Genomic DNA, 26,479 nt, shown 5'->3' with positions numbered 1-26,479 from the left:
GCCGTCATGCCGATCAACACGCACACATGCCATGGGGGTACCTGACGCTCCGCCAAGAACGTGCTCCCCCGAGGGGTTTTGCCACAACTCGGCGACCGCATTTCACCCGCCGATGAAATCCCGCGATCCGGCAGCCCGCGTGTGCGCGGATCATCCCCTGGACCACAGACCCGAGTTGCCCAAGGTGCATATTTCAATAACTCGTGCCAGCTTGGAGGGAAGACGTCTCGAAAGGGTGATCGGCATGACCTCGGCGTCACCGCATTGGGTCCCCCTCGATGAAAGTCCCCCACTCGAGAGCGATCTCGGCAGCACCGTTCACCATGCGTGACGCGCACTGGCATCCCGTGACCGCGGAGACGGGACACGTGGCCCAGGGGCGGGCCCGGATGCGCATCCTCGATCCCGACGTCACCCTGGACGAGTACGAACTCAAGCAGGCGGACGTCTATTTCGTGCCGCGCGCCTCTCCGCACCACATCGAGGTGTTCGGCGACGACGCGTTCCGCTTTCTGATCTTCTTCGATCAGCCGACGCCGGGTGACATCGGCTACCGGACGACGGCCACCGCGTTCTCCCGGGAGGTGATGGCATCCACCCTCGGCGTGGACGAGGGCAGCCTGCCGGACTTCCCGTTCACCACCGCCGAGCCCCTGATCGTCGCGCGGAAGAACCCGGCCCCGCCGGCCAGGGAAGCCTGACCGGTGCGGGCGACCTCATCGGCGGCGCCGACACCGGCGCGTCTGTCCGTCGTGGCCGTGCTCCTGTCCTTCGCCACAGGAGCCGGTGACGCGTTCGCGTTCGCGCAGCTCGGCGGTGTGTTCACCGCCAACATGACGGGCAGCCTCGTCCTGTCGGGCCTGACGAGCCGGCCGGGTTACGGGGCCCTGGTCTCGGGGGCGGCCACCGCGCTGGGAGCGTTCCTGATCGCGGTGTACCTGGCCTCCAGGGCGACTCCGAGGCACCCCACCGCGCGGTGGAGCCGCATCAGGGCCGTGCTGGTGGCGGTGGTCGCCCTCGACCTCCTGGTGCTGATCCTCCGGTCGGTCCACTCGACCCCGGGCACCACGCTCCGGCTGCTGATGCTCGCGGCGTCCGCGGCGGCGGTGGGCGCCCAGACCGCCGCCGCCAAACGGTCGGCGCACGGCGCGGGGGTGACCACGACCTTCGTCACCGGCACCCTGACCAGCCTGGCGCAGGACGCCGCCGACGGCAGCACCCGGCACGCGGGCGTCCGCGTGGCCGTGGTGGTGATGCTGGTCCTGGGCGCCCTGACGGCCTCCGGGGCCATGGAGATCGACGCCCGCCTCGGTCCCGCCGTGGCGGCGGTCGGCACCGCCGTCGCGGTCCTCGCGCTCCCCAGGGCAGGGAGTCCCGCACCGTGACGACCGCCCGCCTCACGCCCTCGCCGCAGCGGTCGCGCCGCTCGTCCGTGCGGCTGCCCGGCCCGGCCTTCGTCGCGGCCATCGCCTCCGTCGACCCCGGCAACCTGGTCACCAACGTCACGGCCGGCGCGGAGTCCGGCACGGCCCTGCTGTGGGTGGTCGTCTGGCGACGCTGGTCGCGGGCCCTGTGCAGTGTCTGGCGTCCAGCTGGGGGGGGGACAACCGGCCTGACCCTCCCCCACCTGGTCGCGAAGCGCTGCTTCACCACTAGTTCTCAGGAGTTGCCATGGCCGCCACAGACGACACCCCGGAGCCGACCGGACAGCCGCCCGGGACTCCTCCCGCGGCCTCGCCCGTCGCACGGTTCCTGCGCGAGCTGAGGGAGGCCATCACGCCCCGCGCCGGGATCCTCCTCCTCGGCGTGCTCATCCTGGAGTTGGCCTTCGTCGTCTCCTACATCGGTGCCTTCCACTCGCCCAAGCCGCACAAGCTCAGCCTGGCCGTGGTGGCACCGCCGGCGGCGCAGTCACAGGTGATCGACAAGTTGAACAGCATCCCCGGGCAGCCGCTCGCGGGCCGGCCCGCCGACACCGCGGCGCAGGCACGGACGAAGGTGCTGGAGCGTCAGGTGGACGCCGCTCTCCTGGTCACCCCGGCGGCCCCCGCCAACCAGCTGCTGGTGGCGTCCGCGGCCGGCCCGTCGAGCGTGCAGGCGCTGCAGACCGTGTTCCAGAAGGCGGACCCGGCGCGTCCGGTGCGGATCACCGATCTGCGTCCACCGAACGAGGCGGACGGACGAGGGCTGGCCAGCTTCTATCTGGCGGTCGGCATGGTGGTGGGCGGCTATCTGGGCTCCGCCGCGCTGTCGGCGTCGTACGGGGCCAGGCCGGCCACGTCCCATCGGATGCTCATCCGGCTCGGCGCGCTGGCCGGGCTGTCGGTCCTGTCGGGGCTCGGCGGTGCGATCATCGTCGATCTGGTCTTCGACGCGCTGCCCGGGCACTTCGGCGCGATCTGGGGGATCGCCGCCCTCACCACCTTCGCCGCGGCGGCGACCGGGATGGCCTTCCAAGTCCTCCTGGGGCCCGCGGGCATCGCTCTGTCGGTGCTGATCTTCGTGGTGCTCGGCAACCCGAGCGCGGGCGGTGTCTATCCGTCGGCGCTGCTGCCGCCCTTCTGGCGGGACCTCGGGCCGGCCCTCCCCAACGGCGCCTCGGTGACACTGATCCGCAACTACTCGTACTTCGGCGGGCACGACACCGCCACGGCCTGGTGGGTCCTGTCCGCCTGGGCGGTGGGCGGCGTCCTGGTCAGCGCGCTCGTCGCCGCGCTCCGGCGCAAGCCCAGGGGCACCGGCGCCCTCGGGAGGCCCGCCACCGGGGCGGCCGGGGCCGGGACCTGACGGACGGCCGAGCCCCGTCCGCCGGGGCACCGGCCGCCGCCGTCAGCGCTCCCCGGCGAGGTCGAGATGGTCCTTGGCCGTCCCGACCTCGCCGGCCCGGGAGGGCTGCCAGGTGCGCGGGACCGGCCCCGACACCGTGCGCCACCACGGCTCGACGGGCAGCTCCCCCGCCGGTTCGAAGGGCTGACCGGGCTGGGGGAAGGCCACCGCCTGGCCCGCGTCCCCGGCGGCGTCCCGCATCCACTCCCCCGGCTCCGCCCACGGGTGCGGCGCGAGGTTGAAGGTGCCCCAGTGGATGGGCAGGAGCACCCCGCCGGGGGCGCCCCCCTGCAGATCGAGGTGGCTGCGGACGCCCTCGGCGGGCGTCATGTGGATGTCCGGCCAGAAGTCGGAGTAGGCGCCGACCTGGATCATCGTGGCGTCGAAGGGCCCGTGCGCGGCGCCGATGTCCCGGAAGCCGTCGAAGTAGCCGGTGTCGCCGCTGTGGTAGATCCGGTGATCCCGCGAGGCGACGACCCAGGACGCCCAGAGCGTGTGCTGGGTGTTGCGCAGCCCGCGGCCGCAGAAGTGGCGGGCGGGGGTGGCGGTGAGGGTGAGACCGCCGATCTCCGTCGTCTCGTGCCAGTCCAGTTCGCGGAGCCGGTCGGCGGGGACGCCCCAGTGCTCGAGGTGCGCGCCGACGCCGAGCGGGACGGCGAAGAGGGTGTCGGTGCCGGCCAGCGCCTTGATCGTGGGGAGGTCGAGGTGGTCGTAGTGGTCGTGCGAGATGACGACGACGTCGACCGGGCCGAGCGCGGCGAGCGGGAGGGGCGCGGGATGCAGCCGCCTGGGCCCCGCGAACGGGAACGGCGAGCAGCGCTCGCCCCACACGGGGTCGAACAGCACGCGGTGCCCGTCGATCTCGGCGAGGATGCTGGAGTGCCCCATCCAGGTCAGGCGCAGTCCCGTGGCGGGGGGCTTGGCGAGGTCGGCGTAGGTGGTGGGGTGCACCGGCACGGTGCCGTTGGGTGTGCGCAGCGGCCGGGTGTCCTTGTCGAAGAAGACCTTCGCGAACTCCAGCATCGAGCCGGAGGGTCTGGTCCGGGCCGTCCCGCCGGGGTTCTGGAACACGCCGTCGCGGAAGTGCGGCGATCTGCGGATGCGCGCCATGCGCTCACCGCCGGGGTCCACGCCGAAGGCCGTGGGCCGCAGGACGCTCAGCCCGGCGCTCGGGAATCGGGAACCGGCCACGGTACCTCCAGGTGGAGTCGGTGAGGCTTCCATTATGGGCGGCCATGCCGACGGTCCCCCGCGATCACGGCTGACAGCCCCTGTCCTCCCGAACGCCGGGTCGGCGGCGTTCGTTCCCGGGGTCCGGCGGCGAAACGCACCGCATGCGTTGACATGTCCTTGCCTTCGTCGTGATACTGACCCGTCGTTCAGGAGCTATGCGGCTCTCCCGGCCGCCCGGGCGCCTCCGTCATCTCGCGGACGACCGCGCAGACCGCCGCCGATCCCGGAGTTCGCATGACCTCGCCCTTCCTGTCCCTCACCTGGACCGACCACGTCACGGGCCGCCAGGGCTTCCTGGTGGTGGACCGGCTGGTGCGGGGCGTTTCCAGCGGCGGACTGCGGATGCGGCCGGGCTGCACGCTGGAGGAGATCGCCGGGCTGGCCGCGGGCATGACCCTCAAGGAGGCCCTGCACTACGACCCGGACGCCCGGTACGTCCCGCTGGGCGGCGCCAAGGGCGGCATCGACTGCGATCCCCGCGACCCGCAGGCGTACGGGCTGCTGGTGCGCTACCTGCGCGCGATGCGGCCGTACGTCGAGACGCTGTGGACCACGGGCGAGGACCTGGGGCTCAGCCAGGACGTCGTCGACCGGGCGGCCCGGGAGGCGGGGCTGGTGTCGTCCGTGCAGGCGGTGTACCCGCTGCTGGACGACGAGGCCGCCGCCCGCCGCCGGCTGGCCGAGGCGTTCGCGGTGGACGTCGACGGCATCGGGCTCGACGAGCTGGTGGGCGGCTGCGGCGTGGCCGAGTCGGTGCTCACCGCGCTGGACCGGGCCGGGGTGCCGCGCTGGCGGACCCGGGTCGCCCTGCAGGGCCTGGGCACGATGGGCGGGGCCACCGCGCGGTTCCTCGCGCGCGCGGGGCTGACCGTGGTGGCCGTCGCCGACATCAAGGGGACCGTCGCCAACCCGGCCGGGCTGGACGTGGAGGCGCTGCTGGCGGCGCGGGACGGCCACGGCACGGTGGACCGCGCGGCGTTGCGCCCCGGCGACCGTGAACTGCCGGGCGACGCCTGGCTGTCGACCGAGGCGGAGGTCCTGGTGCCGGCGGCGGTGTCGTACGCGGTGGACACCGCCAACCAGGACCGGATCAGCGCCCGCTGGATCGCCGAGGCGGCGAACATGCCCGTGCGTCCGGAGGCGGAGCTGCTGCTGACCGCGCGGGGGGTCACCGTGCTGCCGGACGTCGTCGTCAACTCGGCCACCAACGCCTGGTGGTGGTGGACGCTGTTCGGGGACATCGGCCCGGACGCCGACGAGGCGTTCGCCCACACGCGGCGTGCGATGCGGGCGCTGACCGACCGCACGCTGGCCCGCGCGGAGGCCGACGGCACGACACCGCGGGCCGCCGCGCACGCCCTCGCGGCCGACCGGCTCCCCGTGATCACCGAACGGTTCGGCTGGCACCGCTGACGGGGAGCCGCGTCCCCGGGCGGCCGCGCCGAGGACGGGGCGGCCCGAGCCGTAGGGTGACGGCGTGGCGAGGGCGAGAGTGCGGTTGAGCGTGGCGGAGCGGCGGGCGGACCTGCTGCGGGCCGCCGTGGAGCAGATAGAGGCGCGGGGTGTGGCGGCGGTCAGGATCGCCGACGTCGCCTCGGCGCTCGGGGTGAGCAACGCGCTGGTGCTCTACCACTTCGACACCAAGGAGAAGCTGGTCGCGGCCGCGTTCGCGCACGCAGCCGAGGGCGACCTGACGCGGCTGCGCGGGATTCTGGGCCGCCGGACGACGGCGGTACGGCGGCTGCGAGCGGCCGTGCGCTGGTACGCGCCGACCGGTCACGCCAAGGGCTGGCGGCTGTGGATCGAGGGCTGGGCGGCCGCGTTGCGCGAACCGGCCCTGCGGGAGGTCACGCGCGAGCTCGACCGGCAGTGGAAGAGCGCCCTCGCCGGGGTCCTCGAGGAGGGCGTGGCCGCGGGCGAGTTCAGCTGCCCGGACCCGGCGGCCGCCGCGCTGCGCCTGACCGCCCTCCTCGACGGTCTCGCCGTCCAGCTGACGTCGTATCCCGGGTCGCTGTCCCGCGCGCGGGCCCAGGAGTGGGTGGACGAGGCGCTGGCCCGGGAGCTGGGCCTGGAGCGGACGGCGTTGACCGCCTCGGCACGGTGAGCGGCCGCCCGCGACCGGAACGGTCCCGGGCGGCCCCGCCGTCCCCCGGCCGGGCCGCCGGGCTCAGGCCACCGACTCGATGCGCATCTTGATGTCGTACGCCGAGAGCGCGCCCTTGGCGATCACATGGTCGCCCGACGACTCCCCGCGCAGGCGCCGCCCGATCCACGGGACCAGGTACTCGCGCGCCCACTGGACGTCGTCGCGCCGGATCTCCAGCGTCCCGCGGGGCGGGAGCGGCGGCCAGGGCTGGTCCGGGTCGGCCGGGACCTCAAGGCCGAGGACCTGGCCCGCGCGCAGCGCCACGCGCGTGTGCCCCTCGGGAGAGAGGTGGAGCCGGTCGCTGTCCCAGGCCCGACGGTCCTGGACGGTCTTCAGGGACCACAGGTCGAGCACCGGGCAGCCGTAGCGGTCGGCGATGGCGCGGACGTGCCCGTTGTAGGTGGCGATCTTGCCGCGCAGGTGCTTCAGCACGGGCACGCCACGGGTGTCGAAGCCCGTCGTCACCATGACCGTGCCCGCCGCCGAGGCGAGCCGGGCGACGGCCCGTTCGAACCGTTCGGCCACCTCGTCGGGGTCGGTGCCGGGCCGCAGGATGTCGTTGCCACCCGCGCAGAACGACACCAGGTCCGGGGCGAGTTCGACGACCTTGGGGACCTGTTCCGCCACGATCTGGTCGAGCAGTCTGCCGCGCACGGCGAGGTTCGTGTACCGGAAGTCGCCCTCGGGACGCCGGTCGGCCAGAAGGACCGCGAACCGGTCGGCCCAGCCGACGAACGCCCCGTCGGGGCCGGGGTCGCCGACGCCCTCGGTGAAGCTGTCCCCCACCGCGACGTACGACCCGATCACTCTTCTGCTGTCACTCTTCGAATCGTCTGCCACGTCGGGACATGATTCACCTTCCGATGTGACCTACGCGACCGTAGGAAAGGGTTGACGAGCGGTGAGATAAGCCACTGCCAAAGCCTTCACCAAACCCGGAATACCGCTCCTCGCGGGGGCGTTGACCGCCGAAACGCCGCGCGTGGAGCTCAGGACACACCGAAGGCCGGACCCGGGGATCAGGGTCCGGCCTTCGGCTGCGTGTCAGGCAGGTGGTGCGCATGCGTGTCAGGGAGGTGCGCGCCGTGCGGTGGGGCGGTCAGCCGATGGCGACGCCCTTGGAGCGGAGGTAGGCCACCGGGTCCACGTCCGAGCCGTAGTCGGGCGTCGTGCGGATCTCGAAGTGCAGGTGCGGGCCGGTGACGTTGCCGGTCGCGCCGGAGAGGCCGATCTGCTGGCCCGCGGTCACCGTCTGGCCGCTGGAGACGGACAGCGAGGACAGGTGGGCGTACTGGGCGTAGTAGCCGTCGGCGAGCCGGATGACGACCTGGTTGCCGTAGGCGCCGCCCCAGCCGGCGGAGACGACGGTGCCGGCGCCGACCGCCTTCAGGGGGGTGCCGGTGGCGGCGGAGAAGTCCACGCCGGTGTGGTAGCCGCTGGACCACATGCTGCCCGCCACCTTGTACGAGGTGCCGACGGCGGCGGTGGACACCGGGGCGGTGAAGCCGTTGACGGTGCTCGTCGCGTCCGCGCTCTGGGCGGCCGTCGCGGCCTTCTTCGGCGCGGCGGGCTTCGCGGACGGCTTGGACGGCGCGGTGGACGGAGCCGACGCCTTGGGCGCGGCGGTCGCGGCCTTCTTGCCGATCGAGAGCTTCAGACCCGGGTGGATGAGCGACGGGTCGGCGCCGACGGCCTGGCGGTTGTCGGCGTACAGCTTCTTCCAGCCGCCGCGGACGTCCTGCTCGTCGGCGATCTTCGCCAGGTAGTCGCCGCGCTTCACCTCGTAGGTGCGCGTCTGGGTGGAGGTCTTCTGCGCCGGGGCCTTCTCGGCGGCGGCCTGGACGGACTGGACCGTCTTGTCCGGGGCGGACTGGCCGGTCGCGGCGTGGGCGCCGGTGGCCCCGATCAGCGGCAGCGCGAGAGCGGCGCCACCGGTTCCGGCGACGGCGATCGTGCGGGTGAGACGCAGGGACTTGGGACGGCGATGCTTACCCTTCGCGGGCATGGCGAATTCCTCTCCGGCGCCTGCGAGGTGAGCTGTCGGGTGCGGGCTGGAGATGCCCGGCCGCGTCGGGACGCGACTTGACCCCGAGCCTGTTCCGGGACCGGAACAGGCGACGTACCTGTGGGTCCCCCGCTCCTGCCGTGTACGGGTGAGTGTGCGCGGATTCCGGTCGGCGGCAGGATTCGGCGTCCGTCCGGATTGGTGGCGAACGTAAGCGAGAAGGACGCATGGGAACAAGTGAGGGGTTCCGCCCGAATGCGTTCGGCTTGATCCCTTACGGGATTCACCGGTCACCCTGCGTGCATTTCGAAGGGGCCGCCATCCTCGAATCCCCATGAAAGGAAGGCCGATTACGTGAACATGACGGGCGACGCACCGTCACCGGTATGACGCTCCTCACGTGACGCTGCTCCAGCTTTCCTTATTACGGAGCGAGTTGGAGTGAAGGCATCAATTCGGACAGAAAGCCCAGATGTGACGCGGGCGATTTTCCGGCATGGGCAATACCGACATACGACTACTTCGTCCGTTTCAGGCTATTACTCCCGAGCTGTCGCCTGTGGACAAGTGATTGGCGCAGACAGCCATGTCGTATCGTCGGAGGCGCACCTCGCCGGCCTCACCGCCGAGCCGCGCCGGCGGGGCCGACCGGGAGGAGCCCCCGTGACGCAGCAGATCCCGTCGACCGAGCCCGAGCTGGCCGGTGTGCGCAACTTCCGCGACGTGGGCGGCCTGCCCACCGTGGACGGACGACGGGTGCGGCACGGCGTGCTGTTCCGCAGCGGCCACCTCGCCCACGCCACCGCCGAGGACGCCGCCTTCCTCGGCTCGCTGGGACTGCACACGATCTTCGACTTCCGCAACGCGGCGGACCAGAGGCTGGAGGGCCCGGACGTCGAGCTGCCGGGCGTCCGCAATGTGAACCTGCCGCTGTCCGACCCGGCGGACGGCGCGGAGTTCTGGAAGATGGTCCGCGACGGCGATCTCGACCAGCTGCGGGAGATCCTGGCGGACGGCAAGGGCGCGGCCCGGATGATCGCCTCCTACCGCTCCATCGTCACGGAGCGCACCGGTGAGCACGCCCAGGTGCTGCGCTCCCTGGTGGAGGACAGCGTTCCGGCGCTGATGCACTGCGCGGCCGGCAAGGACCGCGCCGGCCTGTCGATCGCGGTGACCCTGCTCGCCGTCGGCGTCGAGCGGGAGGCGATCGTCGCCGACTACCTGAAGTCCAACGAGAAGCACCGCCGCTACAAGGTGCGGCGCGGCAGCGACGCCCCCTCGGCCTACTCGCCGGAGGTCATGGAGCTGCTGAGCCCCCTCTTCGACGCGCGCGCGGAGTATCTGCAGGCCGCCTTCGACACGATCGACGAGACCTGGGGCGACGTCGACACCTACCTGGAGCAGGGCCTGCGGCTCACCCCCGAGGCGCGGGAGCGTCTGCGGGGGCGGCTGCTCGACTGAGGGCGCGGGGCGCGCCTACTTCCCGCCGCCGGCCTCGAAGAGGAAGTAGATGAAGGCGGCGAAGACGTGCCCCACCGCGATGTAGATGATGAGGCGCACCCACAGGGCGCGGGGGAACTTCTCCTCCATGTCGGTCATGGCGTCACTCCAGGGGTGGGGCCCAGGCACAGGGTGGCCGTGGGGCTCTGCAACAGGGTGTGGACGAACAGGAGCTCGACACCGCCGTCGTCCTCGGCGGCGAGCCGGTGCGGGGTCAGCGAGTCGAAGTGCGCGCTGTCCCCGGGGGCGAGCCGGTGCGTGGTGTCCCCGAGGCGCAGCCGCAGCCGTCCCTTGAGGACGTGGAGCCACTCCTCGCCGGGGTGCACGCGCACGATGTCTCCCTGCGAGCCGTACGGCACATGGACGCGGAGGGCCTGCATCCCGCGGCCGGAGACTCCGGCCTGCCAGTACGTCCAGCCGCCGGCGGCGGTGGGTTCCATGTCGGCGGCGCGTACGACGGCATCCCGGTCCGGGACCCTCTCGCCGAGCAGCTCGCCGACCGTCGTACCGTAGACGCGGGCGAGTGCCAGCAGCATCGGCAGCGACGGCTGCCGCTGGCCGGTCTCCAGCCGGGAGAGATGGGCGGCCGACAGCCCGGCGGCGCGGGCGGCGCCCTCCAGGGTGAGGGCCGCCCGGCGGCGCAGGGCCCGCAGTTGCGGCGCGACGGCCGGCAGGGACTCGGCCGGCCCGGCCGCCCCGTCACCGGGCGGGTTCTCGGGAGAGCTCATGCTCCCATTCAGCCGCAGGCTTGCCTCCGGGGCAAATTTATTGCCTCAGAGGCAAAGCCGGTGCGGAGCCGCACTCACCTGTTGGCGACCGCCTGCTTGATCAGCGTCTTGCCGAAGTCCCACATGAGACCTCCGCCGCTGTGGGCGTCGTCCATGACGTCCGTGAAGGCGTCGACGAACCGGTCCACCTCGCGTTCGCCGATGATCAGCGGCGGGATCAGCTTGATGACCTCCAGGTGGTCCCCGGAGACCTGGGTGAGGATGCGGTGCCGGCGCAGCAGCGGCACGACCACCATCTGGGCGAACAGGCCCTTGCGCGCGGTCTGGAGCATCGTCCAGCGGCTGCGCAGTCTGAGCGAGTCGGGGCGGCCGAACTCGATGCCGATCATCAGGCCGCGTCCGCGCACGTCGGCGAGCAGTTCGTACTTGTCGGTGAGGGCGGCCAGCCTCGACTTCAGCAGCTCGCCGGTGGCCCGGACGCCCGCGACGATCTGCTCGTCCTCCATGACGGACAGCACAGCCAGCCCGGCCGCCATGGCCTGCGCGTTGGAGCCGAAGCTCGCCGAGTGGACGAGCACCCGGTCCATGGACGAGTAGACCTTCTTGAAGATCCAGTCCTTGCCGATCGTGGCGCCGACCGGCACATAGCCGCCGGACAGCGCCTTGGCGACGCACACCAGGTCCGGTTCGACGCCCTCCTCGTGCTGGTAGGCGTAGAAGTCACCGGTGCGGCCGAGGCCGGTCTGCACCTCGTCCGCGATGAGCAGCGCCTTGTGCCGGTGCAGCAGCTCCTGGGCGGCCCGCAGATAGCCGGGCGGGGCCTCGTGCACGCCCTTGCCCTGGATCGGTTCGACGATCAGCGCGGCCACGTCGCCCTTCCCCAGCTCCCGCGCCAGGGCGTCGAGGTCGCCGAGCGGGACGGCCGTGTCGGGCAGCAGCGGCGCGAAGCCGTCCCGGAAGGCGGACTCGCCGTTGACGGACAGGGAGCCGGTGGTCAGCCCGTGGAAGGCGTGGTCGCAGTACAGCACCCTGGGGCGGCCGGTGACGAACCGCGCGAACTTCAGCGCGGTCTCCACCGCCTCCGTGCCGCTGTTGCCGAAGAACACCCGGTCCAGGTGGGGGCTGTGGGCGAGCAGCTTCTCCGCCAGCAGCCCGGGCAGCGGCTGGCAGTCGAAGCGGGTGAGGTCGGCGAGCTGGGCGTCCAGCACGTCGTGCAGCGCCTTGCGGACGACGGGGTGATGGCGGCCCAGGCCCATCACCCCGAACCCGGCGAGCATGTCGAGGTAGTCGTCGCCGTCGGCGTCCCAGAAGTAGGCGCCCTCGGCACGCTCGTACACCTTGTCGAAGCCGATGGTGTGCAGCATGCGCGGGAGCTGGTGGTTGAGGTACCGGGTGTGCAGCTCGTAGCGCTCGGCTCCGCGCTCGGCGAGGAGTCTGCCGAGGTCGAACTCGGTGGTCATTCAGCCTTCTCCTTGACTGACGCGACGGGGCGGCCTGCGGGACGGCCGCCGTCGGACGGGTCGGACGAACCGCCCGCGGCCTCCTTCAGGGCGAGGCTCGCGCTGATCCGGCCGGCGACCTCGACGGGCGTGAGGCCGATGTCGGCCAGCACCTCACCCCGCTTGGCGTGCGCGAGGAACTGCTCCGGGATGCCGAACCGCCGCACCGGCACGTCCACGTCGGCGTCGCCGAGCGCGAGCGCCACGGCACCGCCCACCCCGGCCGAGCGGCTGTTGTCCTCGACCACGGCCACCAGCCGGTGCTGGGCGGCCAGCGGCGCGAGCGCCGGGTCGACGGGCTTGACCCAGCGGGGGTCGACGACGGTGCAGCCGATGCCGCGCGCCTCGAGCAGTTCGGCGGCCTGGAGGCACACGGGGGCCATCACACCGACGGCGACGAGGAGGACGTCCTGGTCCGGTCCGCCGCGGTGCAGGACGTCGAGCCCGCCCACCCGGTCGACGGCCGGGATCGAGGGTCCGACCGACTCCTTCGGGAAGCGCACCAGCGTCGGGGCGTCGTCCACGGCCACGGCCTCCCGCAGCTGCGCCCTCAGCTGGTCGGCGTCCCGGGGCGCGGCGATCCTCAGGCCGGGGACGACCTGGAGGATCGACATGTCCCACATGCCGTTGTGCGAGGGGCCGTCGACGCCGGTGACACCGGCCCGGTCCAGGACGAAGGTCACCCCGCAGCGGTGCAGCGCGACGTCCATCAGCAGCTGGTCGAAGGCGCGGTTGAGGAAGGTGGCGTAGACGGCGACGACCGGGTGCAGTCCGCCCGTGGCGAGGCCGGCCGCCGAGACGGCCGCGTGCTGCTCGGCGATCCCGACGTCCCAGACCCGGTCCGGGAACCGCTCCGCGAACCTGCCGAGGCCGACCGGGTGCAGCATGGCCGCCGTGATCGCGACGACGTCCTCGCGCTCCTCGCCGATCCGTACGATCTCGTCGCCGAACACCGACGTCCAGGACGGCCCGCCCGACGGCGCGAGCGGTTCGCAGGTCAGCGGGTCCATCACGCCGACGGTGTGGAAGTGGTCCTCCTCGTGGGCGAGGGCGGGTTCGTAGCCGCGCCCCTTCTCCGTGAGGCAGTGCACCAGCACCGGGCCGTGGAAGCGCTTGGCGCGCCGCAGCGCCGACTCGACGGCCCCGATGTCGTGCCCGTCGATGGGGCCGACGTACTTCAGTCCCAGGTCCTCGAACATGCCCTGGGGTGCGAAGGCGTCCTTGAAGCCCTTCTTCGCGCCGTGCAGGGACTCGTAGACCGTGTGGCCGACCAGCGGGGTGCGCAGCAGGACGTCCTTGCCCCAGGCCAGGATCTTCTCGTAGCTGTCGGTGGTGCGCAGGGTCGCCAGGTGGTTGGCGAGGCCGCCGATGGTCGGGGCGTACGAGCGCTCGTTGTCGTTGACGACGATGATCAGCGGCCGGTCCTTGGCGGCCGCGATGTTGTTCAGCGCCTCCCAGGCCATGCCGCCGGTCAGCGCCCCGTCGCCGATGACCGCGACGACGTGCCCCTTCTCCCGCTGCACCTGGCGGGCCTTGGCGAGCCCGTCGGCCCAGCCGAGGGCGGTGGAGGCGTGGCTGTTCTCCACGATGTCGTGCTCGGACTCCTCGCGGGAGGGGTAGCCCGACAGGCCCCCCTTGCCCCGCAGCTTGGAGAAGTCCTGACGCCCCGTCAGCAGCTTGTGCACATAGCTCTGATGGCCGGTGTCCCAGACGATGCGGTCGACCGGCGACTCGAAGACCCGGTGGAGCGCGACGGACAGCTCCACCACCCCCAGGTTGGGCCCGAGGTGCCCGCCGGTCCTGGCGACCGCGTGCACCAGGAACTCCCTGATCTCGTCGGACAGTTCACCGAGTTCCGCCTCGGACAGCGCCTTCAGGTCACGTGGTCCCCGGATGCTCTCCAGAATCGTCATGCTCGGGCCCCCTCTCGGTCCGTGCCGTGCTTCAACTCACCGTCACTGCCGGTTTCCCCGTGCCGGTGGGGACGCCCGATGCGGCCCCGTCCTGTTCCATCTGCTCGGCGATCTTCATCGCCTCCTCGATGAGGGTCTCGACGATCTTCGACTCGGGGACGGTCTTGATGACCTCGCCCTTGACGAAGATCTGGCCCTTGCCGTTGCCGGAGGCGACGCCCAGGTCGGCCTCGCGGGCCTCGCCGGGGCCGTTGACGACACACCCCATGACCGCCACCCGCAGCGGCACCTCCATGCCGTCCAGGCCCGCGGTGACCTCCTCGGCCAGCTTGTAGACGTCCACCTGCGCCCGGCCGCAGGACGGGCAGGAGACGATCTCCAGCCGCCGTTCCCGCAGCCCGAGCGACTGCAGGATCTGGATGCCGACCTTGACCTCCTCCGCGGGCGGAGCGCTCAACGACACCCGGATGGTGTCGCCGATGCCCTGGGAGAGGAGCGCGCCGAAGGCGACCGCGGACTTGATGGTGCCCTGGAAGGCGGGGCCGGCCTCGGTCACGCCGAGGTGCAGCGGGTAGTCGCACTGGGCGGCGAGCTGCTTGTACGCCTCGATCATGATCACCGGGTCGTTGTGCTTCACGGAGATCTTGATGTCCCGGAAGTCGTGCTCCTCGAAGAGCGACGCCTCCCACAGCGCCGACTCCACCAGCGCCTCCGGCGTCGCCTTGCCGTACTTCTGCAGCAGACGCCGGTCCAGCGACCCCGCGTTCACACCGATCCGGATCGGCGTGCCGTGGTCCTTCGCGGCCCGCGCGATCTCCTTGACCTTGTCGTCGAACTGCTTGATGTTGCCCGGGTTCACCCGGACCGCCGCACAGCCCGCCTCGATCGCCGCGAACACGTACTTCGGCTGGAAGTGGATGTCCGCGATCACCGGGATCTGCGACTTCCGCGCGATCGTCGCCAGCGCGTCCGCGTCATCCTGCGTCGGACACGCCACCCGCACGATCTGGCAGCCCGACGCCGTCAACTCCGCGATCTGCTGCAACGTCGCACCGATGTCGGACGTACGCGTCGTCGTCATCGACTGCACCGACACCGGGGCGCCGCCGCCGACCGCCACCGGGCCGACCTGGATCCGCCGGGACGCACGTCGCACGGCGACCGGCCGGACCGGTACCTCGGGGACGCCCAAGGAGATGGCGGTCATGGGGTCACTCCCGGTTTCCGGAGACGGTCTCACGCATGGCGCGCAGCGACTCCTTGAGCGAGCCCATGGTGGCGAGGACGGCGGTGGGTTCGTAGCCGCAGTGCGCCATGCAGTTGGCGCAGCGCGGGTCCTTGCCCCGGCCGTACTTGTCCCAGTCGGTGTCCTCGATCAGCTCCCGGTACGTCGGGACGTAGCCGTCGCTCATCAGGTAGCAGGGGCGCTGCCAGCCGAAGAGGGAGTAGTTCGGGATCGCCCAGGCCGTGCAGGGGAAGTCCACCTTGCCCTCGAGGAAGTCGAGGAACAGCGGCGAGTGGTTCAGCCGCCACTTGCGGCGGTTGCCGCCGGCGAAGGCCTTCTTGAACAGCTCGCGGGTCTGCTCGACGCCGAGGAAGTGCTCCTGGTCCGGCGCCTTCTCGTAGGCGTAGGCGGGCGAGATCATCATCTCGTCGACCTGGAGGTCGTCGTTGAGGAAGTTGAGCACCTCGATGATGGTCTGCGGGGTGTCGGTGTTGAAGAACGTCGAGTTGGTGGTGACCCGGAAGCCGCGCCGCTTGGCCTCCTTGATCGCCTCGACGGCCTCGTCGAAGACGCCCTCCTTCGCCACGGACTCGTCGTGGCGCTCCCGCAGGCCGTCGATGTGCACGGCGAACGCGAAGTACGGCGACGGCGTGAACTTGTCCATCTTCTTGCGCAGCAGCATGGCGTTGGTGCACAGGAAGACGTACTTGCGCTTGGCCACGAGCTGCCGCACGATCTCGTCGATCTGCGGATGCATCAGCGGCTCGCCACCGGCGATGGACACCATCGGCGCCCCGGACTCCAGAACCGCGCCCACGGCCTGCGCCACGGGCATGCGCTGCTTCAGGACCCCCGCCGGGTGCTGGATCTTGCCGCAGCCCTCGCATTTGAGGTTGCAGGCGAACAGGGGTTCCAGCTCGACGATGAGCGGGAACTTGTCACGCCTGCGGAGCTTCTGTTCAGCCAAGTAAGTAGCGACCTTGATGGACTGGCGCAGCGGCATGGCCATCTGGCTCACCTCCTGGGGAGCAGCAAGGAACGGTGCCATTCATAGAAAGCAGGCAGAACGGAACGAAGAACGCGGAAGGCCGATATTCCACCGCGCAATGTGCCGATCCGGACGAGTTCATGTTCTGGAGCGTCCACGACCACCCGGACGGCCGCAACCGGGCGCTCGCCCGTGCGTACGGCGCTCAGGAGCGTGGCCGCGGATTCCATGTCGACCGCGATCGCGCCGGTCGTGAGCAGATCGGACCGTTCCTGACCGCGGACCACATGGTCCGAGCCGGTGAGCGGTCCGGTGTGGACGGTGCGGCCCGGGACGGACCGCATGAGTGCTTTGACCAGTAGGTCGGTCCCCGTGCACGGAACGGTTCCCGCCGGATCGCGGGTCTCCTCGGCGACCACGAGGTCGCCGGGGTGCATCCCGGGGGCGAGGCCCGCGCAGAAGCCGGTGGCGAGGACGGCGGCCTCCGCCAGCGCCGGATCGGCCAGCAGACGCGTCACCGAGCGCTCGGCCGAACGGGGGCCCATGCCGGTGCGCAGCACGGTGACCGGCCCGCCGGCCCCGCCCCGGTCGCCGGTGCGCAGGGCGATCTGCTCGATGCCGAGCGCGCAGGCGATCAGCAGCGGGGCCGGGGCGGGCTGTGGGTTCATCCGCTCCCCTCGGCGTCGGCAGCGGGGGCGGTCGCCTTGCCGGCGAAGGGTTCCCCGTACAGGTACCGGCCCAGTGCGGTCAGCGGGAAGACCTGCCGGTAGAGGTGGTAGTTGATCGAGAAGTCCCAGGGGAAGCCGGTGCCGGTGAAGTACGGCTCGTCCCAGGTGCCGTCCGGCCGCTGGGTGGCGGCCAGCCACTCGACGCCGCGTTCCACGGCCTTGGAGTCCTTCTCGCCCGCCGCGAGGAGCGCCATCAGCGCCCAGGCCGTCTGCGAGGCGGTCGAGGCGCCCTTGCCGCTCCACTCCTTGGCGTACTTGTAGGAGCGCAGGTCCTCGCCCCAGCCGCCGTCGTCGTTCTGGACGGACTCCAGCCAGGCGACGGCCCGGCGGATCGCCGGATGGGAGCCGGGGAAGCCCGCGGCCGCCAGGGCCGGGACGACGGACCCGGTGCCGTAGAGGTAGTTGACGCCCCAGCGCCCGAACCACGAGCCGTCGGGCTCCTGTTCGGCGAGGAGCCACGCGATGCCACGCCGGGTGCGCGGGTCGTGGGCGAGCCCCTCGACGGCGAGCATCTCGACGACGTGCGCGGTGACGTCCGCCGACGGCGGGTCGATGACCTCCCCGAAGTCGCAGAACGGCAGCCGGTTGGGGAAGGGGCTGGTGTTGTCGACGTCGAAGGCGCCCCACGCCCCGTTGCGGGACTGCATGCCGAGGTTCCAGCGCACCCCGCGGCCGATCGCGCGTTCCATGCGCTCGGGGTCGTGGTGGCGGACCCGGCGCAGCGCGAGGACCACCTCGGCGGTGTCGTCGATGTCGGGGTAGTTGTCGTTGTGGAACTCGAACGCCCAGCCGCCGGGCGGCAGTTGGGGGCGCCGGACCGCCCAGTCGCCGGGCCGGACGATCTCCTCGCCGAGCATCCAGTCGGCGGCCTTGACGAGTTGCGGGTGGTCGGCGGGCACGCCCGCGTCCACCAGCGCGATGGTGGCCAGACAGGTGTCCCAGACCGGTGACTGGCACGCCTCGATCATCCGGGCGCCGTCCTCGCGCCACACGGCGAAGCGGTCCAGGGACGCCAGCCCCTCGCGCATCACCGGGTGCTTCAGGTCGTAGCCGAGCAGGTGCAGCGCGATGATCGAGTAGACCGCCGGGGGCTGGATGCCGCCCCAGCAGCCGTCGTTCTCCTGCCGCTCGATGATCCAGCGGGCGGCGGTGTTCATGGCCGCTCTGCGGAGTCTGCGTGGGGCGACCTTGCGCAGCTTGTGCAGGGCCTTGTCCAGCCGCTGGAAGGCGCCGTCCCAACTCGCCACCGGGGCGAGGGGCTTGGGCGGGTTGGGGTTCGCCGGGTCGGTGTGCAGCTCGTCGAGCGGGAAGGGCGCGGGGCGCACCGGGCGCTTCGCGGAGACGATCGTCAGCGGGACGATGGTCTGCCGGGCCCAGCAGCCGAAGTCGTAGATGTTGAGCGGCACCCAGGTCGGGAAGTAGATGAGTTCCGGCGGGAGTTCGGGCAGGTCCTCCCACTTCCACCAGCCGAACAGGGCCAGCCAGATGCGGGTGAACACCCGGGCCTCGGCGATGCCGCCCCGGGCCCGGATCCAGGCGGAGGCCTTCGCCATGTGCGGTGCGTCGGGGGCGTCGCCGGCCAGCCGCAGGGCGACGTAGGCCTCGATGGTGGTGGACAGTTCGCCCGGCCCGCCGTAGAAGGTGGCCCAGGTGCCGTCGTCGCGCTGCTCGCCGCGGATGAAGAGGGCGGCGGCCCGGGTGGTCTCCTCGTCCCGGATGCCGAGGAACTGACGCAGCAGCAGGTCCTCGGCGTCCATGGTGACGTTGGTCTCCAGGTCGCCCTTCCACCAGCCCTCGGGGTCCTGGCGGGCCAGGAGGACGTCGGTGGCGCGCCGGACGGCGCGTTCGGCGGCCTCGTGCGCCCCGGCCGCCAGGGGGGTCTCGCTGTGGATGTCACTGGCCGCGGCGGCCCGGGGCGGCAGGGCCGCCCCGGTGCTTCCGTCGGTCGTCGCTGTCATGGCTTCCCCTTCGTGCAGTGCTGCAAGCGGTGCGTCTGCTGTGGGTCCGCCGTCGGCCGGGGCGCTGCGTCCAGCGCCACCGGCCGGCGACTACGCGAGGACTATTCGACCGATACCGATCATCTCTCTTCCCCCGAGGGTGTTCATCTCTTGCGGACGACGACGAAGTCCGCGAGCGCCGTGAACTGCGCCCGCACGCGCTCGGGCATGTCGACGGCGTCGAGGGCCTCGACGGCGATGGTGTGCTGGCGGCGTGCCTCCTCGGCCGTCCACTCGCGGCCGCCCGCCTCCTCGATGAGGGCGGCGCGGGCCGCGAACTCCTCCTCGGAGAAGTTCTCGAAGTCGCTGCTCTTGGCGTCGGCGGCGAGGATCTCGCCGAGCCGCTCGGAGGCGCTGCCGCCCGCCGCGAGCGCGGCGACGACCGGCAGGGACTTCTTGCGCTGGCGCAGATCGCTCCAGGTCTGCTTGCCGGTGGCGTCCGGGTCGCCCCAGATGCCGAGGAGGTCGTCGACGGCCTGGAAGGCGAGACCGAGGTGGTAGCCGTACCTCTCCAGGGTGTCGGCGGCCCGCTCGTCCGCGCCGCCGAGCACCGCGCCGATGGAGGAGGCGCAGGCCAGCAGGGCGCCGGTCTTGTTGCCCTCCATCTCCAGGCACTCCTCGACGCTGACGCGGTCGCGGTGCTCGTAGGAGATGTCCTGCGCCTGACCGTCGATCAGGGCGCGGGTGGCGGTGGTGAGCCGGCGGGCGGCGCGGCCGGCCTCGGCGGTGCCGCGTTCGAGCAGGACGTCGTAGGCGAGGGCGAACAGCGCGTCTCCGACGAGGATGGCCTGGGCGGGGCCGTGGACCTTCCAGACGGTGTCGCGGTGCCGGCGCTGCTCGTCGCCGTCCATCAGGTCGTCGTGCAGCAGGGAGAAGTTGTGGACCAGTTCCACGGCGACGGCGCCGGGGATGCCGGCCTCGGGGGCGGCTCCGGTGACCTCGGCGGAGAGCACCGCGAGGGCGGGGCGTACGGCCTTGCCGCCGTCGCCGGCCGTGGGGTTGCCGTGGGCGTCGATCCAGCCGAAGTGGTAGGCGGAGACGGTGTCCATGGGAGCGGCCAGGCGGTCGATCGCCGTCCGCAGTACCGGTGTGGCCAGGGTCCTCCCGCGCTCCAGGAGCGCGGTCACGTCGACCGCGGTCTCTCGAGCGGCCTTCTCGGCCGGGGGCACAGTGGGCACGGTCTCTCCTCTTGTAGCGGTACCGGGGGTGCGGGGGCCTGCCGCCGCGTGCTCGTTCAGCATCAGGCCGCCTCCTCGATGGCGAAGAGATGGCCGGGGCGGGGCCTGCCGAGGGCGCCGAGGGCGGCCTCGGCCGCGCCGACGCCGCTGCGGACCGCACTCTCCATGGTCGCGGGCCACCCGGTGGCGGTCCACGCTCCGGCCAGGTACAGGCCGGGTGCCTTGGTACGCGCGCCGGGCCGCAGCCGTCCGACGCCGGGGGTCGGGGCGAACGTCGCGGTGCGCTCGCGGGTGACGAAGAAATCCTGCACGCGGGCGCCCCGGGCGCGCGGCAGCAGCCGCTCCAGCTCGGGCAGGTACCGCTCGCGGAGGGTGGCCACGGGTGCGTCGATCTCGTCCTGCGCGGCCGACTGGGACACGGCGAGGTACTGGCCGTCGGTGAGTCCGGCGGCCTCGGTGCGGTCGAAGACCCACTGCAGCGGGGTGCCGAGGGCCGTCAGGAAGGGGGCGGCGAGCACCTTGCGGTCGTAGACGACGTGGACGTTGAGGATCGGCGCGGTGCCGATGCGCAGCAGCCGGCCGGGGTCGTCGAGGGCGCCGTCGGGCAGCAGGGCGTGGGCCTCGCGCTGGGGCACGGCGAGCACGACGGCGTCGGCGGTGAGCGTCTCGCCGGGCACCTGGACGCTCCAGCGTCCGCCGGCGTCGCGGGAGAGGGCGCCGGCGCGGGTGCGCAGTTCGGTGCGGACACCCGCGGAGTCGAGGGCCTTGCGGGCCAGTCCGTCGTGCAGGTCGCCCAGCGGGACGCGGGACCAGCCGATGTCGGCGGCGCCCGGTTCGGACAGCAGGCCGGTCTTGAACACCATGGCGGCGAGCCCGAGCGAGGCGTCGCCCGCGACGGCGTTGAGGGTGGCGACGCCGACCAGGTCCCACAGGGCCTCGACGGCGCGCGGGGACTGGCCGTGCGCGGCGAGCCAGCCGCCGAAGTCCTGGTCGTCGAGGGCCGGGTCGGCCGGGTCGAGGCCCTTGAGCGCGAGCGCGGCGCGTCCGACCCTGGCCCGTTCGGCGAGCGACAGGTGCGGATAGGCGGCGAGGCTGCGGCCGAGGTGCAGGGGGACGGGCAGCGGGTCGCGCCGCAGCCGGCCGAGCCGCCGGCCCTCGGGCTTGCCGAGGTCGACGACGGGCACGTCGAGACGTTCCTGCAGGGGGGCGAGCGCCGCCCCGTCGATCCGGTCGAGGAACCAGCGGTAGGCGGTGCAGCAGCGCAGGTAGACGTGCTGTCCGTTGTCGACGGTCAGGTCGCCGCGCCGGAAGGAGAAGGCGAGGCCGCCGAGCCGGGGCCGGCCCTCCAGCAGGGTGACGCGCACTCCGGCGTCGGCGAGCGCGAGCGCGGCGGTGACGCCGGCGAGCCCGCCGCCGATGACGACGGCGTCCCGCCCGGAGCGGTCCGGCGCGCCGGAGAGCGGCCCGTCGGACCGTGTGCCGTCGGTCATCGCGCGCCCTCCCCCGTGCGACCGCCGTGCCGGCATCCGGACGCCGTTCGGCCGGTCGTCGTCAGGGACGCGGTACGGCCGCGGAGGGTTGCCCGCCGTTTTCCGCCCAGGTCCATCAGGCACGCCTCCTGACGGCTCGCCGGGTCACGTGCCGGGTGTCGAGGCCGGACAGGCCGCGGACGGCGACGTAGGCCTTCTCCCGGCCGGGCAGGGAGACGCGGCCGCGCAGGACGGCCTCCGGGTCGCGTTCGATGCGGTCCAGGAGACGGCGGTAGATGCCGGCCATGGCGGCGACGCAGGCGCCGCTGCGCCGGTCGAGCATGGGGAGCAGCCGGTAGCCCTCGGCGAACAGGGCGCGGGCCCGGCGCACCTCGAAGTGCACGAGGCCGGCGAAGTCGGAGCCCTCCGGCGGTGTCGGCCCGTGGAAGCCGGCCGAGCAGCCGAACTTCGCCAGGTCGTCCGAGGGCAGATAGGTACGGCCGCCCTCGCCGTCCTCGCGGACGTCGCGCAGGATGTTGGTGAGCTGCAGGGCCAGGCCCAGGGTGTCGGCGTACTCGGGAGCGCGTTCGGCGCCGCGCGCGTGCGGTTCGGTGCCGAAGACGCCGAGCGAGAGACGGCCGATGGCGCCCGCCACGCAGCGGCAGTACACCTTGAGGTCGTCCCAGGTCTCGTACGTCTCGCCCCGCACGTCCATCAGCACGCCGTCGATCAGCTCGTCGAGGCCGCCGAGCGGGATCGGGAAGGTGGCGGCGGCGTGCGCGAGCGCGACGGCGACGGGATCGGTGTCGTCCTCGTCGATCCCGCCCTCGCGGATCCGGGTGAGCACCTTGCGGGTGTCCTCGAGCCGGGCGGTCTTGACGTCGCCGGGCAGGGCGCCGTCGCCGATGTCGTCGACCCGGCGCGAGAACGCGTACAGCGCCGACATCGCCCGGCGCTTGGGCGTGGGCAGCAGCCGGATGCCGTAGGCGAAGTTCCGGGCCTGCCGTCCGGTGACGGTCTCGCAGTAGCTGTAGGCGGCGAGTACCGGTGCGGACACGTGTGGTGCAGACTCCACGGTCCGGATCACCCCTCTCCTCGCAGGGTCCCGCCCACCTCGCGCAGCAGCCGGAGCTTGCCGGCCTTGGGCGGGCCTGTGAGTACGTCGTATTCGGCGGCGGCGATCGCTTCGACGGCCGCCCTTCCCCCCGCCACGAAACCCGCCAGCAGCAGCTTGAGCCTGCCGTGGACGCTACCCACGAGAGGCGTGCCTTCATTCAGGAGGTTCCGGGCGCGTTCGGCTTCGTATGCAACCAGTGCGCGCACCGATGCGCCTGCTGTTTTCGCCGCCAGGTCGTTTTCGTCGACGTGGAAACGCTTCATGTCCTCGGCGGGCAGATAGATCCGGTCACGTCCGAGGTCCTCGGCGACGTCCTGGAGGTGCTCGACGATCTGGAGCGCGGTGCACACCGCGTCGGAGCGGCGGATCCGCTCGGGCGTGCCGGTCCCCGTGACGGCGAGGACGAGCCGGCCGACGGGGTTGGCGGACAGTTCGCAGTAGGCAAGGAGGTCGTCGTAGGTCTCGTACCGGCCGACGAGCTGGTCCTGGCGGTTGGCGGCGATCAGGCCGAGGAAGGGCTCGGGCGTCAGCGAGCGGCGGCGGACCGTCGGCTGGAGGCGGCGCAGCAGGGGGTGGCGCGGGGTGCCGTCGAAGACGCGGCGCAGGTCGGCCTCGAAGGCGTCGAGCAGGACGAGACGGTCGTCGGCGTCGGCGCCGGACACGCCGAGCAGGCGTGCGTCGGCGCCGCCGGGGGCGAGGTCGCCGTCGCCGATGTCGTCGACGAGGCGGGCGAAGCCGTAGACGGCCATGAGGTCGGTGCGCCAGGCTCTGGGCAGGAAGAACGGCGCCACGGGGAAGTTCTCCGCGGCGGCCTTGTCGAGGGTGGTGCGCTCCGGATCGGCGGTGAGCGCGTCGGCTCCCGTCATCGTCGACTGCCCGGCGCGAAGACGGCGCACGCTGCGTGGAGCTGGGGAGTTTCCGTAGCCATTGCCGTCACATCTCCCGTTCTACACCGCAGACCCGATGCGCACTATTTCGGACACGCCGCCCGGGCCGCCGTGCCGGGGCCCGGAGGCGGGCATCACGCCTTATCGCCCCACTTGCGTGTTTCGGTACCGGTACAGCTTACGTTGTACAACGCTGCACGGCTCCTGGGGGTGTCCTGCACATCACAAGAACACACCGATTGGCGCCAAGATTCCTGGCACCAGGCGGAGTTGACGTTTCCTTTGCAGACGCGGGGCCCCGCCGGAGCAGTTCCGGCGGGGCCCGGCGAAGCGTTCTGGGCCGCACGGCCCACCACGGTGTGGACTACTTGCCCGTGAACTTCTCGTACTCCTTGAGGACCTCGTCCGTCGGACCGTCCATCCGGAGCTCGCCGCGTTCCAGCCACAGGACGCGGTTGCAGGTGTCGCGGATCGACTTGTTGTTGTGGCTGACGAGGAAGACCGTGCCGGCCTCCTTGCGCAGCTCGCGGATGCGGTTTTCGGAGCGCTTCTGGAACTTGCGGTCGCCGGTGGCCAGCGCCTCGTCGATCATGAGGACGTCGTGGTCCTTGGCGGCGGCGATGGAGAACCGCAGCCGGGCTGCCATGCCGGACGAGTAGGTGCGCATCGGGAGGGTGATGAAGTCGCCCTTCTCGTTGATGCCGGAGAAGTCGACGATGTCCTGGTAGCGCGCCTTGATCTGCTCGCGGGTCATGCCCATGGCGAGCCCGCCCAATATGACGTTCCGCTCGCCGGTGAGGTCGTTCATCAGGGCGGCGTTCACCCCGAGCAGCGAGGGCTGCCCGTCGGTGTAGACCTTGCCCTTCTCAGCAGGGAGCAGCCCGGCGATGGCCCGCAGCAGCGTGGACTTGCCGGAGCCGTTGGAGCCGATGAGGCCGATGGCCTCGCCCCGGTAGGCGACGAAGGAGACGCCGCGCACGGCGTGCACCTTGCGCACCCCGCGCTCCTCGCCACGCTTGAGGATGCGGCTCAGGGCGGCGGTGGCGCTGCCCTTGCCGGACTTGGCGCCGTTGACGCGGTACACGATGTGCAGCTCGTCGGCGATGACGGTGGGGACGCGCTCCCCGGCGTTCTGGTCAGCCACGGCCGTACCTCTCCTCCGCCTTCCAGAAGTACACGAAGCCGCCGGCGGCGAACAGCACGGCCCAGCCGAGAGCGACCATCCAGACGTGGTCCGGCAGGTTGGAGGAGCCGTAGCCGTCGATGAGGGCGAAGCGCATGAGGTCCATGTAGATCGCGGCCGGGTTCCACTGCAGGACCGTGGCGATCCACTCCGGCTTGCCCTCCAGCATGATCGGGATGGAGAACATCACGCCGGACGCGTACATCCAGGTGCGCATCACGAACGGCATCAGCTGGGCGAGGTCCGGGGTCTTGGCGCCGGCCCTGGCCATGATCATCGCAAGGCCCGTGTTGAAGAAGAACTGCAGCACCAGCACCGGCACGATCAGCAGCCAGGACGGCGACGGATAGCTGCCGAAGGCCACCGCCACGACGAACAGCACGACCATCGAGAACAGCAGCTGCTGGAGCTGCTGGAGCGCGAAGGAGATGGGCAGCGAGGCGCGCGGGAAGTGCAGGGCGCGCACCAGCCCGAGGTTGCCGGAGATCGCGCGGACCCCGGCCATCACCGAGCTCTGGGTGAAGGTGAACACGAAGACGCCCGTGACCAGGAACGGCACGTAGACGTCGCGGGACATGCCCCGGTCGGCCTGCAGGATCAGACCGAAGATGAGGAAGTACACGGCGGCGTTCAGCAGCGGGGTGGCCACCTGCCAGAGCTGCCCGAGCTTGGCCTGGCTGTACTGGGCGGTCAGCTTCGCCCGCGAGAACGCGAGGATGAAGTGCCGCCGGTCCCAGAGCTGGCGGACGTACTCGAACAGCGAGGGGCGGGCGCCGCTTACGGACAGCCCGTACTTGGCGGCCAGCTCGGCCGCCGTGAGTCCCTCGTCGGGCGACGGCGGCGCGCTCACCGCGACCGGGCCGTCGTGCGTTGTCTCACTCACCAGTCGAAACTTTCGTCATCGAGATGCGCAGCCCCCTGTGCGGGTCTGGCATGTACCTGCGGCCGGGGTGCGGGCCGGTGCTCCTCAGGGCCGAGCCTGTCAGATGACAGGGGGCCGGCCCAGTCGGGTCAGCCGCCACACCGTACGCCACTTCATGGGACGCCGGGGACCGCACGAAGTCGTCCATCCTTCCCGGAATCCCCCGAACCATGCCTTCAGCGCGGGCCCCGAGGGGCGCCGGAGAAGGGTGAGCAGCAGCCACACCCCGAGATAGACGGGGACCAGCGGCGCGGGCAGGTTGCGGCGGGCGAGCCAGACCCGGTTGCGGGCGACCATGCGGTGGTAGACCGCGTGCCGGGAGGGCGCGGTCGTGGGGTGGTACAGCACCATGTCGGACCGGTAGTCGATCATCCAGCCCGCGTCGAGGGCCCGCCATGCCAGATCGGTTTCCTCGTGCGCGTAGAAGAATGCGTCCGGCAGGCCGCCGACCTCCGCGAGGACCTGGGTGCGCACGGCGTTGGCGCCGCCCAGGAAGGTGGTGACCCGGGAGGAGCGCATCGGGTCGGAGGCGCGCAGCCGCGGGACGTGGCGGCGCTGGGTGACCCCGGTCTCGGGGTCGGCGATGCGGAAGCTGATGATGCCGAGCCTCGGGTCGGCCTCGAAGGCCTGGCGGCACAGCTCGGCGGTGTCGTGGCGGGCCAGCAGGCCGTCGTCGTCGAGGAAGAGCAGGACGTCGACGTCCCGGCCGCTCGGTCCGAACGCCTCGATGCCGACGTTGCGGCCACCGGGGATGCCGAGGTTCTCGGGCAGCTCGATCGTGCGGACGCCCTCGGGGACGTCCGGGACGGGTGAGCCGTTGCCGACCACGACGACCTGGACCGCGTCGCCGTCCTGCTTGGCGACCGAGTCGAGCAGGGCGCGCAGCTCCTCGGGGCGGTTGCCCATGGTGATGACGACCGCGCCGACCTTCATGG

25 protein-coding genes and 1 riboswitch are annotated in these 26,479 nt (G+C 71.9%); of the genes, 6 read left to right on the top strand and 19 right to left on the bottom strand.

The features are described 5' to 3' along the window. The first annotated feature begins 323 nt into the window (after window positions 1-323). From ACFV46_RS14795 to ACFV46_RS14785, 3 genes are all read left to right on the top strand, one after another. A complete protein-coding gene (locus ACFV46_RS14795; protein ID WP_385498437.1) occupies window positions 324-701 on the top strand; it encodes a cupin domain-containing protein in 378 nt (125 codons plus the stop codon). Window positions 702-704: 3 nt separating this feature from the next. Further along, the gene (locus tag ACFV46_RS14790; RefSeq protein WP_376728743.1) at window positions 705-1,385 is read left to right on the top strand and encodes a YoaK family protein; all 681 of its coding nucleotides are present in this window, start codon (window positions 705-707) and stop codon (window positions 1,383-1,385) included. A gap of 286 nt (window positions 1,386-1,671) precedes the next feature. Further along, entirely contained in the window at window positions 1,672-2,787 is a 1,116-nt protein-coding gene (locus ACFV46_RS14785) for an ABC transporter permease (RefSeq protein WP_385498434.1), read from the top strand. Between the two features lie 42 nt (window positions 2,788-2,829). Here ACFV46_RS14785 and ACFV46_RS14780 read toward each other — a convergent pair whose 3' ends face one another. Further along, window positions 2,830-4,017 (bottom strand): MBL fold metallo-hydrolase, encoded by a 1,188-nt coding sequence (locus ACFV46_RS14780; RefSeq protein WP_385498433.1) that lies wholly within the window; start codon window positions 4,015-4,017, stop codon window positions 2,830-2,832. Between the two features lie 276 nt (window positions 4,018-4,293). Here ACFV46_RS14780 and ACFV46_RS14775 point away from each other — a divergent pair, with 276 nt between their 5' ends. After that, window positions 4,294-5,472, top strand: coding sequence for a Glu/Leu/Phe/Val dehydrogenase dimerization domain-containing protein (locus ACFV46_RS14775; protein ID WP_385498432.1), 1,179 nt, complete (start codon window positions 4,294-4,296; stop codon window positions 5,470-5,472). A gap of 91 nt (window positions 5,473-5,563) precedes the next feature. Further along, window positions 5,564-6,163, top strand: coding sequence for a TetR/AcrR family transcriptional regulator (locus ACFV46_RS14770; protein WP_376728772.1), 600 nt, complete (start codon window positions 5,564-5,566; stop codon window positions 6,161-6,163). 63 nt (window positions 6,164-6,226) lie between these two features. Here ACFV46_RS14770 and ACFV46_RS14765 read toward each other — a convergent pair whose 3' ends face one another. Next, a complete protein-coding gene (locus ACFV46_RS14765) occupies window positions 6,227-7,012 on the bottom strand; it encodes an SGNH/GDSL hydrolase family protein (protein WP_361925371.1) in 786 nt (261 codons plus the stop codon). 292 nt (window positions 7,013-7,304) lie between these two features. Beyond that, complete coding sequence (locus ACFV46_RS14760; protein WP_385498430.1) at window positions 7,305-8,210, bottom strand: peptidoglycan DD-metalloendopeptidase family protein; 906 nt, start codon at window positions 8,208-8,210, stop codon at window positions 7,305-7,307. 4 nt (window positions 8,211-8,214) lie between these two features. Next, window positions 8,215-8,408: riboswitch (cyclic di-AMP (ydaO/yuaA leader) on the bottom strand. A gap of 465 nt (window positions 8,409-8,873) precedes the next feature. On the opposite strand from ACFV46_RS14760, the gene ACFV46_RS14755 reads away from it, so the two are divergent. Beyond that, entirely contained in the window at window positions 8,874-9,671 is a 798-nt protein-coding gene (locus ACFV46_RS14755) for a tyrosine-protein phosphatase (protein WP_361925150.1), read from the top strand. A 15-nt stretch (window positions 9,672-9,686) separates the two neighbouring features. Here ACFV46_RS14755 and ACFV46_RS14750 read toward each other — a convergent pair whose 3' ends face one another. The 16 genes from ACFV46_RS14750 to ACFV46_RS14675 form a co-directional block, all read right to left on the bottom strand. Next, on the bottom strand, window positions 9,687-9,809 hold the full coding sequence (locus ACFV46_RS14750; protein WP_151786912.1) for a DUF6126 family protein: 123 nt from the start codon (window positions 9,807-9,809) through the stop codon (window positions 9,687-9,689). Next, the gene (locus ACFV46_RS14745; protein ID WP_385498429.1) at window positions 9,806-10,438 is read right to left on the bottom strand and encodes a helix-turn-helix domain-containing protein; all 633 of its coding nucleotides are present in this window, start codon (window positions 10,436-10,438) and stop codon (window positions 9,806-9,808) included. The genes ACFV46_RS14750 and ACFV46_RS14745 overlap by 4 nt, the downstream gene beginning before the upstream one ends. Before the next feature lie 74 nt (window positions 10,439-10,512). Further along, entirely contained in the window at window positions 10,513-11,898 is a 1,386-nt protein-coding gene (locus ACFV46_RS14740; protein WP_376728737.1) for an aspartate aminotransferase family protein, read from the bottom strand. After that, a complete protein-coding gene (gene dxs / locus ACFV46_RS14735) occupies window positions 11,895-13,850 on the bottom strand; it encodes a 1-deoxy-D-xylulose-5-phosphate synthase (protein WP_385498427.1) in 1,956 nt (651 codons plus the stop codon). Before dxs ends, ACFV46_RS14740 begins: the two co-directional genes overlap by 4 nt. 31 nt (window positions 13,851-13,881) lie before the next feature. Then, entirely contained in the window at window positions 13,882-15,057 is a 1,176-nt protein-coding gene (gene ispG, locus ACFV46_RS14730; protein ID WP_361925142.1) for a flavodoxin-dependent (E)-4-hydroxy-3-methylbut-2-enyl-diphosphate synthase, read from the bottom strand. A gap of 4 nt (window positions 15,058-15,061) precedes the next feature. Further along, window positions 15,062-16,084, bottom strand: coding sequence for an adenosyl-hopene transferase HpnH (gene hpnH, locus ACFV46_RS14725; RefSeq protein WP_055619147.1), 1,023 nt, complete (start codon window positions 16,082-16,084; stop codon window positions 15,062-15,064). 5 nt (window positions 16,085-16,089) lie between these two features. Continuing rightward, window positions 16,090-16,731, bottom strand: a complete 642-nt coding sequence (locus ACFV46_RS14720; RefSeq protein ID WP_361925138.1) for a 1-hydroxy-2-methyl-2-butenyl 4-diphosphate reductase — start codon at window positions 16,729-16,731, stop codon at window positions 16,090-16,092. Further along, on the bottom strand, window positions 16,728-18,749 hold the full coding sequence (gene shc / locus ACFV46_RS14715; protein ID WP_376728734.1) for a squalene--hopene cyclase: 2,022 nt from the start codon (window positions 18,747-18,749) through the stop codon (window positions 16,728-16,730). Before shc ends, ACFV46_RS14720 begins: the two co-directional genes overlap by 4 nt. 143 nt (window positions 18,750-18,892) lie before the next feature. Then, window positions 18,893-19,957, bottom strand: a complete 1,065-nt coding sequence (locus ACFV46_RS14710; protein ID WP_361925369.1) for a polyprenyl synthetase family protein — start codon at window positions 19,955-19,957, stop codon at window positions 18,893-18,895. Window positions 19,958-20,028: 71 nt separating this feature from the next. After that, window positions 20,029-21,456, bottom strand: coding sequence for a hydroxysqualene dehydroxylase HpnE (gene hpnE / locus ACFV46_RS14705; protein ID WP_376728733.1), 1,428 nt, complete (start codon window positions 21,454-21,456; stop codon window positions 20,029-20,031). Continuing rightward, window positions 21,453-21,572, bottom strand: a complete 120-nt coding sequence (locus ACFV46_RS14700; protein WP_361925132.1) for a DUF6380 family protein — start codon at window positions 21,570-21,572, stop codon at window positions 21,453-21,455. Before ACFV46_RS14700 ends, hpnE begins: the two co-directional genes overlap by 4 nt. Next, window positions 21,572-22,522, bottom strand: coding sequence for a presqualene diphosphate synthase HpnD (hpnD, locus tag ACFV46_RS14695; RefSeq protein ID WP_376728732.1), 951 nt, complete (start codon window positions 22,520-22,522; stop codon window positions 21,572-21,574). Before hpnD ends, ACFV46_RS14700 begins: the two co-directional genes overlap by 1 nt. Then, window positions 22,519-23,418, bottom strand: a complete 900-nt coding sequence (gene hpnC / locus ACFV46_RS14690; protein ID WP_385498424.1) for a squalene synthase HpnC — start codon at window positions 23,416-23,418, stop codon at window positions 22,519-22,521. Before hpnC ends, hpnD begins: the two co-directional genes overlap by 4 nt. A gap of 385 nt (window positions 23,419-23,803) precedes the next feature. Beyond that, window positions 23,804-24,583: an ABC transporter ATP-binding protein gene (locus ACFV46_RS14685; RefSeq protein WP_151786901.1), complete on the bottom strand. Its 780-nt coding sequence runs from the start codon at window positions 24,581-24,583 to the stop codon at window positions 23,804-23,806. After that, complete coding sequence (locus ACFV46_RS14680; protein ID WP_361925125.1) at window positions 24,576-25,505, bottom strand: ABC transporter permease; 930 nt, start codon at window positions 25,503-25,505, stop codon at window positions 24,576-24,578. The genes ACFV46_RS14685 and ACFV46_RS14680 overlap by 8 nt, the downstream gene beginning before the upstream one ends. A 99-nt stretch (window positions 25,506-25,604) precedes the next feature. Further along, window positions 25,605-26,477 carry a glycosyltransferase family 2 protein gene (locus tag ACFV46_RS14675; RefSeq protein WP_283288070.1) on the bottom strand — a complete coding sequence of 291 codons (873 nt, stop codon included), beginning with the start codon at window positions 26,475-26,477 and terminating at the stop codon, window positions 25,605-25,607. Window positions 26,478-26,479: the final 2 nt, after the last annotated feature.

The sequence above is a fragment of the Streptomyces sp. NPDC059852 genome, from assembly GCF_042731455.1.
Lineage (GTDB): Bacteria > Actinomycetota > Actinomycetes > Streptomycetales > Streptomycetaceae > Streptomyces.
Note: the sequence above shows the minus strand (reverse complement) of the source record. Positions and strands in the feature narration are given on the sequence as shown.

Excerpts from the sequence above, each read along its gene's own strand:
- dxs (WP_385498427.1), bottom strand. The coding sequence starts at position 13,850 with ATGACGATTCTGGAGAGCATCCGGGGACCACGTGACCTGAAGGCGCTG.
- ACFV46_RS14760 (WP_385498430.1), bottom strand. The coding sequence starts at position 8,210 with ATGCCCGCGAAGGGTAAGCATCGCCGTCCCAAGTCCCTGCGTCTCACC.
- ACFV46_RS14740 (WP_376728737.1), bottom strand. The coding sequence starts at position 11,898 with ATGACCACCGAGTTCGACCTCGGCAGACTCCTCGCCGAGCGCGGAGCC.
- ACFV46_RS14785 (WP_385498434.1), top strand. The coding sequence starts at position 1,672 with ATGGCCGCCACAGACGACACCCCGGAGCCGACCGGACAGCCGCCCGGG.
- ACFV46_RS14675 (WP_283288070.1), bottom strand. The coding sequence starts at position 26,477 with ATGAAGGTCGGCGCGGTCGTCATCACCATGGGCAACCGCCCCGAGGAG.
- ACFV46_RS14720 (WP_361925138.1), bottom strand. The coding sequence starts at position 16,731 with ATGAACCCACAGCCCGCCCCGGCCCCGCTGCTGATCGCCTGCGCGCTC.
- shc (WP_376728734.1), bottom strand. The coding sequence starts at position 18,749 with ATGACAGCGACGACCGACGGAAGCACCGGGGCGGCCCTGCCGCCCCGG.
- ACFV46_RS14795 (WP_385498437.1), top strand. The coding sequence starts at position 324 with ATGCGTGACGCGCACTGGCATCCCGTGACCGCGGAGACGGGACACGTG.
- hpnE (WP_376728733.1), bottom strand. The coding sequence starts at position 21,456 with ATGACCGACGGCACACGGTCCGACGGGCCGCTCTCCGGCGCGCCGGAC.
- hpnC (WP_385498424.1), bottom strand. The coding sequence starts at position 23,418 with ATGACGGGAGCCGACGCGCTCACCGCCGATCCGGAGCGCACCACCCTC.
- ACFV46_RS14750 (WP_151786912.1), bottom strand. The coding sequence starts at position 9,809 with ATGACCGACATGGAGGAGAAGTTCCCCCGCGCCCTGTGGGTGCGCCTC.
- ACFV46_RS14745 (WP_385498429.1), bottom strand. The coding sequence starts at position 10,438 with ATGAGCTCTCCCGAGAACCCGCCCGGTGACGGGGCGGCCGGGCCGGCC.
- ACFV46_RS14700 (WP_361925132.1), bottom strand. The coding sequence starts at position 21,572 with ATGGACCTGGGCGGAAAACGGCGGGCAACCCTCCGCGGCCGTACCGCG.
- ispG (WP_361925142.1), bottom strand. The coding sequence starts at position 15,057 with ATGACCGCCATCTCCTTGGGCGTCCCCGAGGTACCGGTCCGGCCGGTC.
- hpnH (WP_055619147.1), bottom strand. The coding sequence starts at position 16,084 with ATGGCCATGCCGCTGCGCCAGTCCATCAAGGTCGCTACTTACTTGGCT.
- ACFV46_RS14775 (WP_385498432.1), top strand. The coding sequence starts at position 4,294 with ATGACCTCGCCCTTCCTGTCCCTCACCTGGACCGACCACGTCACGGGC.